Annotated in this window: 13 protein-coding genes and 1 pseudogene; 5 read left to right on the top strand and 9 right to left on the bottom strand. The window is 67.0% G+C overall.

Annotated features, from left to right (window positions below; translation table 11 throughout):
• From purN to QOC69_RS06405, 7 genes are all read right to left on the bottom strand, one after another.
• Positions 1–494, bottom strand: a 494-nt coding sequence (purN, locus tag QOC69_RS06435) for a phosphoribosylglycinamide formyltransferase (RefSeq protein WP_526437518.1), incomplete at its 3' end; no start/stop codon positions are given.
• A gap of 9 nt (positions 495–503) precedes the next feature.
• The gene (locus QOC69_RS06430) at positions 504–1,946 is read right to left on the bottom strand and encodes a cell division protein PerM (protein WP_526437516.1); all 1,443 of its coding nucleotides are present in this window, start codon (positions 1,944–1,946) and stop codon (positions 504–506) included.
• A gap of 61 nt (positions 1,947–2,007) precedes the next feature.
• Complete coding sequence (locus QOC69_RS06425) at positions 2,008–2,871, bottom strand: DUF5336 domain-containing protein (RefSeq protein ID WP_526437514.1); 864 nt, start codon at positions 2,869–2,871, stop codon at positions 2,008–2,010.
• A 111-nt stretch (positions 2,872–2,982) separates the two neighbouring features.
• Complete coding sequence (gene sfnG, locus QOC69_RS06420; protein ID WP_526437512.1) at positions 2,983–4,113, bottom strand: dimethylsulfone monooxygenase SfnG; 1,131 nt, start codon at positions 4,111–4,113, stop codon at positions 2,983–2,985.
• A 71-nt stretch (positions 4,114–4,184) separates the two neighbouring features.
• Positions 4,185–4,544, bottom strand: coding sequence for a cupin domain-containing protein (locus tag QOC69_RS06415; protein ID WP_526437510.1), 360 nt, complete (start codon positions 4,542–4,544; stop codon positions 4,185–4,187).
• Positions 4,545–4,599: 55 nt separating this feature from the next.
• Positions 4,600–5,802, bottom strand: coding sequence for a type III PLP-dependent enzyme (locus tag QOC69_RS06410; RefSeq protein WP_526437508.1), 1,203 nt, complete (start codon positions 5,800–5,802; stop codon positions 4,600–4,602).
• Positions 5,771–6,298, bottom strand: coding sequence for a hypothetical protein (locus QOC69_RS06405; RefSeq protein WP_526437506.1), 528 nt, complete (start codon positions 6,296–6,298; stop codon positions 5,771–5,773). Before QOC69_RS06405 ends, QOC69_RS06410 begins: the two co-directional genes overlap by 32 nt.
• Positions 6,299–6,427: 129 nt before the next feature.
• Here QOC69_RS06405 and QOC69_RS06400 point away from each other — a divergent pair.
• The 3 genes and pseudogenes from QOC69_RS06400 to QOC69_RS06390 all read left to right on the top strand — a co-directional run.
• A pseudogene (locus QOC69_RS06400) lies at positions 6,428–7,264 on the top strand (LLM class F420-dependent oxidoreductase); the annotation flags it as partial.
• An 80-nt stretch (positions 7,265–7,344) separates the two neighbouring features.
• A complete protein-coding gene (locus tag QOC69_RS06395) occupies positions 7,345–8,817 on the top strand; it encodes an FAD-binding protein (RefSeq protein ID WP_526437504.1) in 1,473 nt (490 codons plus the stop codon).
• Positions 8,818–8,827: 10 nt separating this feature from the next.
• A complete protein-coding gene (locus QOC69_RS06390) occupies positions 8,828–9,757 on the top strand; it encodes an alpha/beta fold hydrolase (RefSeq protein WP_526437502.1) in 930 nt (309 codons plus the stop codon).
• A 1-nt stretch (position 9,758) separates the two neighbouring features.
• Here the strand turns inward: QOC69_RS06390 and QOC69_RS06385 are convergent, their stop codons facing one another.
• Positions 9,759–10,178, bottom strand: coding sequence for a MarR family winged helix-turn-helix transcriptional regulator (locus QOC69_RS06385; RefSeq protein WP_526437500.1), 420 nt, complete (start codon positions 10,176–10,178; stop codon positions 9,759–9,761).
• Positions 10,179–10,238: 60 nt separating this feature from the next.
• Between QOC69_RS06385 and QOC69_RS06380 the strand changes: the two genes are divergently transcribed.
• Together QOC69_RS06380 and QOC69_RS06375 are read left to right on the top strand one after the other, a co-directional pair.
• Positions 10,239–11,240, top strand: a complete 1,002-nt coding sequence (locus QOC69_RS06380) for an amidohydrolase family protein (protein WP_526437498.1) — start codon at positions 10,239–10,241, stop codon at positions 11,238–11,240.
• Positions 11,241–11,272: 32 nt separating this feature from the next.
• The gene (locus tag QOC69_RS06375; RefSeq protein ID WP_526437496.1) at positions 11,273–12,220 is read left to right on the top strand and encodes an amidohydrolase family protein; all 948 of its coding nucleotides are present in this window, start codon (positions 11,273–11,275) and stop codon (positions 12,218–12,220) included.
• A 115-nt stretch (positions 12,221–12,335) separates the two neighbouring features.
• Here the strand turns inward: QOC69_RS06375 and QOC69_RS06370 are convergent.
• Positions 12,336–12,541: hypothetical protein (locus tag QOC69_RS06370; RefSeq protein WP_526437494.1), on the bottom strand; the 206-nt coding region annotated here is incomplete at its 5' end.

Here is a 12,541-nt window from a genome sequence, read left to right as displayed (position 1 = left end):
GGCACCGCCTCCTGCGCCAGGATCGGCCCGGTGTCCATGCCCTCGTCCACCAGATGCACCGTGCAGCCGGTGATCCGTACCCCGTAGGACAGGGCCTCGGGCACCGCGTGTGCCCCGGCGAAGGCGGGAAGCAAGGCCGGATGGGTGTTGACCACACGGCCGAGGAAGCGGGAAAGGAACTCGCGCCCAAGGATCTTCATGAAACCCGCCGACACCACCAGGTCGGGCCGATGCTCCGCGGTCGCGTCGGCGATGGCACGATCCCACGCAGCGCGATCCGGGTAGTCGCCGAGTCGGACGGTGTAGCCGGGCACCGAAGCGGTGGCAGCGACGTCAAGGGCCCGGCACGCACGATCCGTGCCGACCGCCACGACCCGCGCCGGATAGTCGCCGACGGCGGCCTCCAGCAACGACTCCAGCAATGAACCGGTGCCCGACGCCAGCACCACCAGCCGCGCGGGTGCGCTCGGGGGCACACGAAGCGGGGGCTGCACGGAAGCAGCCTAATCGGCCGGTCGGCGCGCCTCGTCGCTGGCAGTGTCTGGCTCAGAAATCTCGTCGTCGTCGGTGACGAAGTGTTCCTCCGGGTCGTCGTCCAGATCGTCATCGCGCACGATGCGGGACGCCTCGACCACCGGCAGTTCGACAACGGGCTCAGCTGGCACCGGCTCGACTGCCGGGAACGCGATCTCCTCGAGTTCGTCCTCGGGCTCGACGTCGGGCGCACCGAGGACCGGCTCGTCGAACTCGACCTCGTCGGACTCGACTGGGGGCGGCTCGTCGGCGAGGACCGGTGCGGGCGCGCGAGCGGACCTGGGCCTGCGGGCGATGCCGCCGGTCATCGCGACGGTCAGGCCGCCGATCGACACGAACCACAGGAAGACGGCAGGACCGAACGTGGTCTGGTCAACGCCGACCTCGCCGAAGTTTCCGAGTTGGCCGCCGCCCGCGTAGCCGAGCACGGCCATCACGACGGCGGCCAGCGCCGCCGCCACCACTAGCTTCGCCGCCGCCAGTGGCAAGGGCATGGGCCGTCGCGCGCACTGCTGGCCGACCGCGACGGCCGACGCGGCGGCAACGATCAGCAGCGCCACCCAGACGGGTCCCAGCGGCGGAGACGGCACGGCGGCGAGCACCGGTACCGCGGGCACGTCACCGCCGAGGACGGTGAAGGAACTGAACGTGGCCAAGCCCACGTGCGCGCTGGAACCGACGGCGACGGCCGCCGTGCCGACGATCACGTTGGGCACGTAGAGCACCGACAGCATCGTGAGGCTGAACTGGCCGAACACCGAGTCGGTGATGGCGTACAGGTCGTGCATGGTCGACCAGTGCACGACCATCGACCCGACCGCGACGACGCCGGAGAGCCCGAACAGCGCCAGCACCCCCGCCGCTCCCGCCCGGCCGGCCTCCGGCAGCCAACCCGGCACCCGGGCCGCCATCGACGGGCGCCGCACCACGCGGGAACCGACGCCGATCGCAGCACCGATGAGGTGCACCGACAGGACCCCGCCGAAGGCGCGCAGTGCGCTCGGCGTCTGCAGTTCGGTCAGCACGGAGGACGCGTCATGGATGACGGCCAACGCGATCGCGGCGATCAGCATCGGGCCGCCCACGGCCGACGCGACGACCCAGCGGACGACGAACCACGAACTGCCGGGCCGGATGGCCGCAGCGGTGGTGCGCGCGGTCCCCCACGCCACCGCCAGGACCGGTAGCAGCGGCATCACGCCCAGCTCGCTGCCACCGATCGAGACAGGCACCTGGTGAACCCCGAGCCACACGGTGGCGATCGCCCCGAACGCGCCCGTCATGTCGCTGTTGGCGATCAGCAGCTGTAGCAGCACCACCGCAGCAATGACGACCAGCGCGATCACGGACGGACCGAACGCGACCCTGAGCAGGTCGCGGGCCTGACGGGTGCCGACTGGCCGGTTGTCCACTAGACGGGTTGCTCCTCGCACGAGCTGGTGCGCGCGATGTCGTCGTGCGCGCCGCTAGTGATTATGACGGAGGAGGACCCGATTGCTCCGTAGCCGGCTGCTGTGGCTGCGCTGATTGTTGGGGCTGCGCGTGGGCTCCTGTGCCGGGCGCGGCGGACTGCTGGGGGTTGCCGTAGGTGGGGAAGCCGGTCGGCGGCGTCGGGGGCCCGGAGTGCGTCGGGGTGGCCTGGAAGCCGCCGGTCGACGGGGCGCCCGGGTAACCCTGGCCGTACTGCGGCGGGTAGCTCGGCCGCTGCTGGGGCCCGGGACCGCCGTGCTGCGGCTGACCTTGGGGCTGACCTTGAGGTTGGCCGTAGTAGCCGCCGGGAGCGCCGTACGGGTTGTACTGCTGCGGTTGTTCGTACTTGGGCTTCGGCACCGGCGCGGTGATGATGCCCGCGGCGAGCAACAACCACGCCCCTGCTGCGAGGGTCTGCAGCAGGCTGAAGGCGATGACCAGGTACAGCGCCCAGTCGATGGTGGCACCGCTCGGCGCGTTGATGACCTCACCGATGACCAGGAGGAACCCCAGGACGGCGGTGACGGCTGCCACGGCGGAGTAGTTGTTCTGCTTGGGCAGCAGCGTCACCCCGGCCACCAGGCCGGACAGGAGCGCCACCAGCACGGCGATGCCCAGACCCAGCGTGCTGCCGCTGGCGGAGCCGAGCTGAGGAAATTCCGAGTTACTGATGGTGAACTGCGGGCCGAAACTCGACAGATAGACGGCGAAACCGAGCACCGTGACCGCGACGGCCAGGTACACCGGCAGCTTGCTGGGGCCCGCGGGAGCGGACTCGGGGATCGTGGACAACTGCTGAGTTGGTACAGAGAACTGCGTCGTCGGCGGTGTGGATGAATAGCCGGGGCTACTGGGCGGGTAGGTCATGACCTCTCCTGTGCATTGATTCGACCATCCACGCTAGCGCACGGCGGCGCGGCGTTGATCCCCGTCGGCGCGTCGGGTACCACGCGGCCGCGGTGAGCAAACAGCCGATGTTCAGGCCGAGACGAGAACCGGAGCGTCGCGCGAATTGTCTTCGGACTCCTCGATTTCGCGCACCAACGGCAGCACGTTGGCGCCGAAGTACTCGATCTCCTCCTGGAAGTGAAGGAAGCCGCCGAGGATCAGGTCGGCGCCGCGTTTGCGGTAGCCGGCGATCCGTTCGGCGATCTGCTCGGGCGTGCCGATCAATTGGGTGCGGAATCCGTCGTTGTACTGCACCAAGTCCTCGAACGACGAGTCGGCCCACATTCCCTTCTTGTCGCCGGTGGAGTTGCCGGCCTGTTGCACTGCGCCGCGGAAGCCCTCGACAGCGGGCCGGTTGGCCTTCTCGATGATCTCCCTGAGGACGTCCTTCGCTTCCTTCTCGGTGTCGCGGGCGATGATGAACCCGTTGAGCCCGACGCGCACTTCGCGGTTGGCGCCACGGGCGTGGTCGCGAACCTCGACGACCTGCTCGGTGAGGCCGTCGAAGTCCTTGCCGTTGGAGAAGTACCAGTCCGAGTACAGCCCACCGTTACGCCGTGCGGCGGTCGAGTTACCGCCCTGAAAGATTTCCGGGTTGGGTCGTTCGGGCGTGTTGAGTGGCTTGGGCTTCAGCGTGAAGTCGTGGATGCGGTAGAAGTCGCCGCGGAAGTCCACGTCGTCCTCGGTCCAGATCTTGCGCAGCACCTGCAGGAACTCCGCACTGCGCCGGTAGCGCTCGTCGTGCTCCAGCCACGGCTCGCCGAGGTGGGTGAACTCGTCCTTGAACCAGCCGGACACCACGTTGACGGCGAACCGGCCGTTGCTCAGGTGATCCGCGGTGGCGCCGAGCTTGGCCAGCACCGCGGGCTGCCACAGGCCGGGGTGGACGGCGGCAATGACCTTGAGCCGCTCGGTGGCCAGCAGCAGCGCCAGCGAGAAGCTGGTGGACTCGTGCTGGTACTCGGCGCCGTAGCTGGCTTCGTAGCGGACCTGGGACAGCGCGTACTCGAAGCCGTTGTTCTCCGCGGTCTGGGCCAGCTTCTTGTTGTACTCGTAGTTCCAGTCGGTGCGCTGCTCGATGTCGCTGGTCACCAGGCCGCCGCTGACGTTGGGCACCCAGTAAGCGAACTTGACGTGGTCGGCGATCCGTTCGGTGGTCATGTTGTGCCATCCCAGCAGCGGGCACGACCGCCGTCGCGGGTAACGCTCGCGGTGACGGAAAGTCAGCCGGTTCAGCCTCCGCCGGTGAGATGAGCGAGCACTGGATTGATGTCCTCGGTGGGCGAGAAATCGATGTATTCGCAGTCGGTGACCGCCTCCGGTGCGTGACCAGCAGCCCAGTAGAACGCGTCCCCCGCCGAGTATTCGTGAGGTTCGTCGGCGGTGTGCATGCGCAGTCGTCCGCTCAGCATGTACCCCCAGTGCGGGCACTGGCAGAGATCGCCGTCGAGTCCAACCAGCGCGGGCCGCAGGTCGGTGCCTGCCGCTAGTTGCACCCAGGCGATGGACATGTCGCCGACCTCCTGAGTCCGGAAGTCAACGCCGCCACCCTGCACGACCGCCGGGATCTCGTCTCGTGTCAATCGCTTCATGGCACACCCCTCTTAGTTTGCCAACGATCGGCTGAGCGTAGTTCCGTCGAGCGTGTTACGGACCAACCCGGTCAACATGGTTCGCTGCGGCATTGGCCACCACGATCGGCGTCTCGCCGATTCCGTTGAAGCGTGACGACGTCACCGTCGTATAGGCGCCCATCATCGGACTGACCACGACGTCACCGACCCGCAAGGCCGGCATCGGGTAGTCGCTCGCGACGACGTCGACGCTGTCGCAAGTGGGTCCGGCCAGCGTGACAGCATCCAGAGGCAGCTGCCCGCCCCTGACATCGTCGAGTTCGGCCAGCGCGATGATCGGCGGATGGACGTCCTCGGTCATGACGTTGGAGTAGCTGCCGTACAGGCCGTCATCGAGGTAGTGCCATGACCGGCCCGCGCGGGTGGCGCTGCCGACGACGCTGGTCAGTAGCGTCATGCAGTCCGCGACCATGAACCGGCCCGGTTCGGCCAGCAAGGTGTACTTGCTCCGGCGCGAGCCGAGCACCTCGTCGACGACGTCGGCGATCGCACCGATGGGGGGCATGTCCTCGCGGTAGGACACCGGGAAGCCGCCGCCGATGTCGATGGTCGACACGTTCAGCCCCAGCGTCCGCTCGACGTGCCGGGTGAGCTCGAGCGTGGCGCGCAGCGAGTCGCGGTAGGGCCGCACGGACGAGCCCTGGCTGCCGACATGGAAGCTGAACCCGGCGAACCGAACCCCGGCGGCGACGACGTGTTTGACCAACAGCTCCGCCTCGGCCGGGTCGGCGCCGAACTTTGTCGACAGATCCGACTTGGCCGACGGATTCGGAAACGCCAGCCGCACCAAAACCTCGATGTCGGGTCCCCGGCCGACGAACTTCTGCGCCTCGGCCGGGTTGTCGACGACGAACGTCCGAATTCCTCGCCGGTACGCGTGGTCGATGTCCGCCGGCTTCTTGACCGGATGCGTGTGGATGCAGCGGGTCATCGGGATGCCGAGTGAGTGCAGATGATCGACTTCGGCATTCGTCGCGACGTCGAAGCTGCTGCCACAGGCCGCCAGCACCTTCAGCACCGCTGGATGCGGCAGGGCCTTGACGGCGTAGTGCAACCGGAACCCGCGCAACTGATCACTGAGCAGCGAGTACTGCGCGGCCACCCGGTAGGGGTCCAGAACCAGTAGCGGCGTTCCGTGTTCGGCGACGAGTTCTCGAAATTGCCTGGCCCGAGCCCTCAGCTGGTCACGCAGCTGCGATCGGCGTTGCATATCCATGTGCCACCTCCTCGGATACGGGCAGGCGCACTGCCAGCAGACCCTTGAACCGCTCGTAGCTGAAGATGGCGAGGACGTAGAAACCGACGTCGGCGACCAGCTTGGCGAAGATCCAGCCGGCCACCATGCCATCGAACAGGATCGGCCCCAGATAGAAGGCCAGCGGCCGGATCAGCAGGCTGTCGATCACCTCGGCGGGGCCGAACTCGATCGCGATGCTGCGGAGCGCGAGCCCGTTGGCGGTCAGCGCCCGCCGCGCCCGCGACAGGTGGAGATGCTCGCGATAGGTGGTGCGTACCGCGGTGCCATAGGCTGCCGCGTAGTACCCGAACGAGGCACCGATGGTGGCGACGATGGCAGCCGCGGCGAACGACCCGGTGAGCAGGTAGGCGATTCCCGCGCCCCCGAATTCACATGTCGTTCCGGCGATCTCGCACGGCAGATAGCGCCGAGCCCACTCCTTGAGTCGATTTCCTGTCGATCGTTCGGTATCCATGGCCCGAACTCTTCAGCCCGATACCCCACCGGGTCGTGAGTAGTGGACTACCCGAAGTGTGCGGTCCGCCGATGCGAGTAGCGGGACCCGCCTTGCGCCGACAGACTGGAACACGTTCTAATTCTGGTCATGGACTACGGGCTCGTACTTTTCACCAGTGACCGGGGCATCGCGCCGGCGGCCGCCGCGAAACTGGCCGACGATCATGGCTTTCACACCTTCTACGTGCCCGAACACACCCACATCCCGATCAAGCGACAGGCCGCCCACCCCACCACCGGCGACGAGTCACTGCCCGACGACCGCTACATGCGCACCCTCGATCCGTGGGTCAGCCTGGGCGCCGCATCCGCAGTCACCTCACGGGTACGGCTATCCACCGCGGTGGCCCTGCCCGTCGAGCACGACTGCATCACCCTGGCCAAGTCGATCGCCACCCTCGATCACCTCTCCGGTGGCCGGGTCAGCCTCGGCGTCGGATTCGGCTGGAACACCGACGAACTCGCCGACCACAACGTGCCCCCGGCGCGGCGCCGCACCATGCTGCGCGAATACCTCGAAGCCATGCGCGCACTGTGGACCCAGGAGGAAGCCGAATACGACGGCGAGTTCGTCAAGTTCGGCCCCAGCTGGGCCTGGCCCAAACCCGTGCAGTCCCACATCCCGATCCTCGTCGGCGCCGCCGGCAGCCAGAAGAACTTCACCTGGATCGCCCGCAGCGCCGACGGCTGGATCACCACCCCCCGCGACTTCGACATCGACACCCCGGTCAAACTGCTGCAGGACACCTGGGCCGCCGCCGGCCGACACGGCGCACCCCAGATCGTCGCCCTGGACTTCAAACCCGACCCCGACAAACTGGCCCGCTGGGCAGACCTCGGCGTCACCGAGGTGTTGTTCGGCCTGCCCGACCGCTCCGCCGACGACGTCGCCAGGTACGTCGAACGGCTCGCCGGCAAGCTCGCCGCCATCGATGCCGTCGCACTGCATGCTCCGACACCGACAGCGGTGACACACCCGGCTACACCCGTCCAGGACGGTCCCAAATGAGCAGTGCCACAATCCTTCCGGAGGTCGTCGAGGCCGATGACGTCACGACGTGGTCCGATGAGGCCGACGTCGTGGTGATCGGGTTCGGCATCGCAGGCGGCTGCGCGGCGGTGGCGGCCGCGGAGGCGGGCGCGCGGGTGCTGGTCCTCGAGCGGGCAGCCGAGGCCGGCGGAACCACTGCGCTGGCAGGGGGCCACTTCTACCTCGGCGGCGGCACTCCCGTGCAGCAGGCCACCGGTCATCCGGACTCGGCTCGGCAGATGTACGACTACCTCGTCGCAGTGTCCCCCGACCCCGATCACGCCAAGATCCGCGCCTACTGCGAGGGCAGCGTCGAGCACTTCACCTGGCTGGAAGACCTCGGTTTCCGGTTCGAACGCAGCTACTTCCCCGGCAAGGCGGTCATCCAACCCCACACCGAAGGCCTGATGTACACCGGCAACGAAAAGGTGTGGCCGTTCTGCACCGAGACGGCGCCCGCCCCTCGCGGTCACAAGGTTCCGGTGGCCGGCGACACCGGAGGCGCGCGAATGGTGGTCGATCTCCTGCTCAAGCGCGCCGCCTCACTCGGTGTGCAGATCCGCTATGAGACGGGCGCGACCGGCCTGGTGAGGCGTGGCGGAGATCTGGTGGGCACCACGTGGCGGCGCTACGAAGAGTCCGGCGCGGTGCGCGCCGGGGCCGTCGTCATCGCCGCGGGCGGATTCATCATGAATTCCGAGATGGTCGCCCACCACATCCCGCAGCTGAAGACGACGCCCATGGCACTGGGCAATGCCTACGACGACGGGCTCGGTATTCGGCTGGGAATGTCGGCGGGCGCCGCCGCACGAGACATGGACAAGGTGTTCATCACCGCACCGGTGTATCCGCCGGGAATCCTGTTGACCGGACTCATCGTCAACAACCAGGGTCACCGCTTCGTGACCGAGGACTCCTACCACGCACGCACGTCGGCGTTCGTCATGGAACAACCCGACAGCACGGCGTTCCTCATCGTCGACGAAGCGCACCTGCAGATGCCACGGATGCCGCTGGTGCCTCTCATCGACGGTTGGGAGACGCCAGCCGACATGGAGAAGGCGCTGGGAATCCCGTCCGGCAACCTATGCGCCACGCTGCAGCGCTACAACACCTACGCGGCGATGGGGCAAGACCCCGACTTTCACAAACAGCCGGAGTTCCTGGCCGCGCAGCACCGCGGACCGTGGGGTGCGTTCGACCTGTCCCTCGGAACGGCCGCCTATTCCGCCTTCACTCTCGGTGGGTTGACCACCACCGTGGACGGCAGGGTCTTGCGTGCTGATACCAGCCCGATCGCGGGACTGTACGCGGTGGGCGCCTGCGCGTCGAACATCGCCATTGACGGCAAGAGCTATGGCAGCGGCACCCAACTGGGCGAGGGATCGTTCTTCGGCCGCCGAGCAGGCGCCCATGCCGCCCACTCGGCCGGAACGCCAGCAGCCTGACGGCTCCCGCGTGACCTGTGCACGGGTTGAGATCTACGCGGCCGACCGGAACCAACCGATCGAGGTGCAGGCCCGGATCATCTCCGCTTCAGCGGCCGGTCTCCCCATCGTCGAGTACCAACACGCCGATCTCGCCCACGATGCGCCGATGCCCACGTTGTTGTGCTTCAGCGGCGGCGGATGCTCCGGCGCCGTGTTCGCCTTGCTGGCTGAAAGATGCGCGGCGAAGGGGGTTCGGGTGGTCGCGTTCGACATGCCGGGCCATACGCCGAAAGGCCTTCTCGGAGAGGCCACTCCGCCCCGCTCGTTGATCTCCCGAGTGAATGGCCGGGTCCGGCGAGCTGCGACGAACGCGATGGTCGCACGCTGGGCCGCCAAGTCGCCTCACCTTGACGTGCTGTCGCACTCCGCAGGCATCGTCGACATCGCGCGTATCGCACCCGACCATGGGCTCGGCATCGGGCGGTTCTTGATCTGCGGCGCCGGGCTGCCCGGCCCGGCGGCCATGCTCATCGCCACCCGGGCATCGACCGTCGGCAAGTCGGCCGAGCCGCTGCCTCTTAGCTCGATCGTCCGACACCGGCTGATTCCGACCGGCTGTATCAGCGACCACTACGGCCCCGCATCCGAACGGCTCACTGGCGATCTGGTGCTCGCGCAGTACCACTGCGCCGAGCACGTCGGTGTGCCACTCTCGCTTCTGAGTTCACGACCCGTCATGCGCCGCGACTGGAACTCCTCCCGCGTACTGCTCATCGGCTCTGCCGGTGATCCCATCGCGCCGCCGAACCGACTGATGCACACCGCGATGAAGCTGCGCGTGCGTGGCGCCGTCGTGGCTGTCGAAGTCCTCGACTCCCAGTGTCCACACATGTTCCCGAGCTTCGACTCACCTGCACGACGTCTCGCGGAGATCGCCGCCGACTCGTCATCGTCGTGACTCAGAGCATTTCGAGGCTCTCCAGAAGGGTGTCGATCCGGTCCGGGTCGAGCTGCTGCAGGCGTTTTGCGAGACCCGGCCGGATGCGGGCGCCAATCGCCGCGGTGGTGAGCGCACCCGCCTCGGTGAGATCGACCCGCGAGCGCCGGGAGTCGTCGGAATCGATCCGACGCTCGATCAGCCCGGCCCTCGTCAGCTTCGTCAGCGCGCGACTCACCACAGCGGGGTTGAGACCGAGGTCGCGGATCAGTCCGCCGGGCGTGTCGACACCGAGCTCGATGGTGCGCAGCGTGAGGAAGTCGGCGAGGTCGAGGTCCGCGGCGGCGGCGATGTGCGTGCGCGCATCGGCGAGCACTGACTTGTTCAGCCTGAACAGGGCATCCAAGAGCCGCAGCTCGGGGGCCGCCGGGGAGTCATTCATTCCAAGAAGTTAGCAGGTAGCAACTATTGACAACAGTCAACTAGCTGCTTAGCTGGAGTGATGACCACGAGTTCGGGCCTTGCGCGGGTCGACTTCCACCATCACATCTTCCCGAGCGGCGAACTGGCCGAGTCGCTACAAGGCTCGCTCGTCGCGGACTCCGGATGGACTTTCCCCGGCGGAGGCCCACTCTGGACACCGGAAAAGAGCCTGGCCTTCATGGACGGCCTTGGAATCCAGACGGCAGTGCTGTCGTTGCCCAACGATTTGGAGCACGGCCTGCCGGCCCAGCAGCGTCAGACCTTCGCCCGCGGGATCAACACGGTCGCCCGGCAGGCGGTCGAGGACCACCCGGGCCGGTTCGGCTTCTTCGCACACCTGCCGACCCCGACCGATGTCGACGCGGCACTCAACGAGCTCACCTATGCCCTTGATGAACTCGACGCCGACGGCATCACCCTGACCAACGTCTATGGCACTGGTGATGATGCCCGATCACTCGGCGACGACGTCTTCGAGCCACTCTGGGCCGAACTCGACCGGCGCGGCACGCTTGTCTTTCTGCACGGAGAGCAGACACCGGGACGCAACCGGATGCCCAACCGTTTCCTGCCGACCCCCGTAAGCGAGGTGCCCAACGAGACGTACAAGGGCGCAGCGGATCTGGTCACCAGCGGCCGCAAACGTCAGTACCCGAACGCGCGGATTCTGCTATCGCACTCCGGCGGGAGCACACCCTTCCTCGCTTCGCGGGTCGCGGTGCTGTCGCACTATCTCGGCTGTGATCTCAGTCCCGAGGAGATCATCGCCGACTTCCGCACCTTCTACTTCGAGACGGCGCTGTCGGGTTTCGAGACGAACCTGATCGCGCTGGAGAACTTCGTACCACCCGACCAGATCCTGTTCGGCACGGACTTTCCCGCGGTGACTCCGGACATGGCCGGCTGGTACACGCGCAACGTCGACGCCTACTTCGCGGACCGGCCCGAGCTGCTCACCAAGGTCATGCACGGAAATGCTCACGCACTGCTGCCCCGATTGGCCGTGAACGTCGCGGCCTGAGCCACCGCAGCTCCCACGACGAAAGGATCGCCATGACACTGATCGCCCTCGAAGAACACGTACTCCCCACCGATCTCGTCGACCAGGTGTGGCCGACCTCGATGGCACCGGAAGCGCTCACCGCGAGACTGGCCGACGTCGACGAGCAGCGCCTGCGGGCCATGGACGAAGGCGGCATCGACATACAGGTTCTCTCCGTCGTCGCACCGGGCTCCCAGCAGGTGCCCGCAGAGGCCGCCGCCGAACTCAGCAGAGCACTCAACGACCGCTGCGCCGAAGCCGTTGCGGCCCACCCCGACCGGTTCAACGCGTTGGCCAGCCTGCCCACCCAGGACCCGGCCGCAGCGATCATGGAAGTCAAGCGGGCGATCACCGAACTGGGATTCTGCGGCGTGGTCATCAACGGGCATACCCATGGACGCTTCCTGGACGCATCCGAGTTCGATGAATTGCTCACGACCATCGAAGAACTCGAGGCGCCGATCTACCTGCACCCAACCTATCCCCCGCAGCAGGTCGCGGAGGTGTACTTCAGTGGTCTTCCCGGACAAACGGGTAGTGCGCTGTCCACCGCGGCCTGGGGATGGCACGCCGAGACCGGCCTGCACGTGCTGCGACTGGCCGCCGCGGGTGTCTTCGCCCGGCATCCCAAGCTGCAGATCGTCGTCGGGCACATGGGTGAGAACCTGCCGTTCTCACTCATGCGTGCGGACAGGGTGCTCAGTAGGGCCAACCCCGAGGCGCCTTCGGTGGCAGAAGTCATCCGCGAGCACGTGCACATCACCATCTGCGGCTACACCACTACTCCGCCGCTGCTGTGCGCCCTGCAGGTGTTCGGCGCCGACCGCATCATGTTCTCCAGCGACTACCCCTTCGGCGATCCGGCGGAACATTCGAAGTTTTTGGCCGAGGCACCGATCAGCCCGGCCGACAGGGACAAGATCGCATACCGAAATGCGCAGCGCCTGTTCCGGCTCTGAGCGCCCAAACCACGCTCGGCTCTGCGCTCACGACGTACGCCACTCGCACTTCTACGCCCTCCTCGCAGAGTCAACGCCCTTGCATCGCGGGGCAAGCCCAGCCACGTGTGAAGGGTCAGTAGGGGTGTTCGCCAAGCCACTCGAGATAGTCGTCAAGCGCCTCTTCGAACGTGTATTGCGGACGCCATCCGGTGTCGTGGGTCAACAGATCCGCATTGTATCCGTTCGACGGATACGGTTCCGCCCGAAGCGTTTCCGGATCCAGGTCCACTTGCGGCGCGACATGCGGTCTTGTCCGATAGAGCGCAAGCAGCTGTTCGC

Source organism: Mycobacterium sp. (assembly GCF_032162105.1).
In the GTDB taxonomy this organism is placed as follows: domain Bacteria; phylum Actinomycetota; class Actinomycetes; order Mycobacteriales; family Mycobacteriaceae; genus Mycobacterium.
Note: the sequence above shows the minus strand (reverse complement) of the source record. Positions and strands in the feature narration are given on the sequence as shown.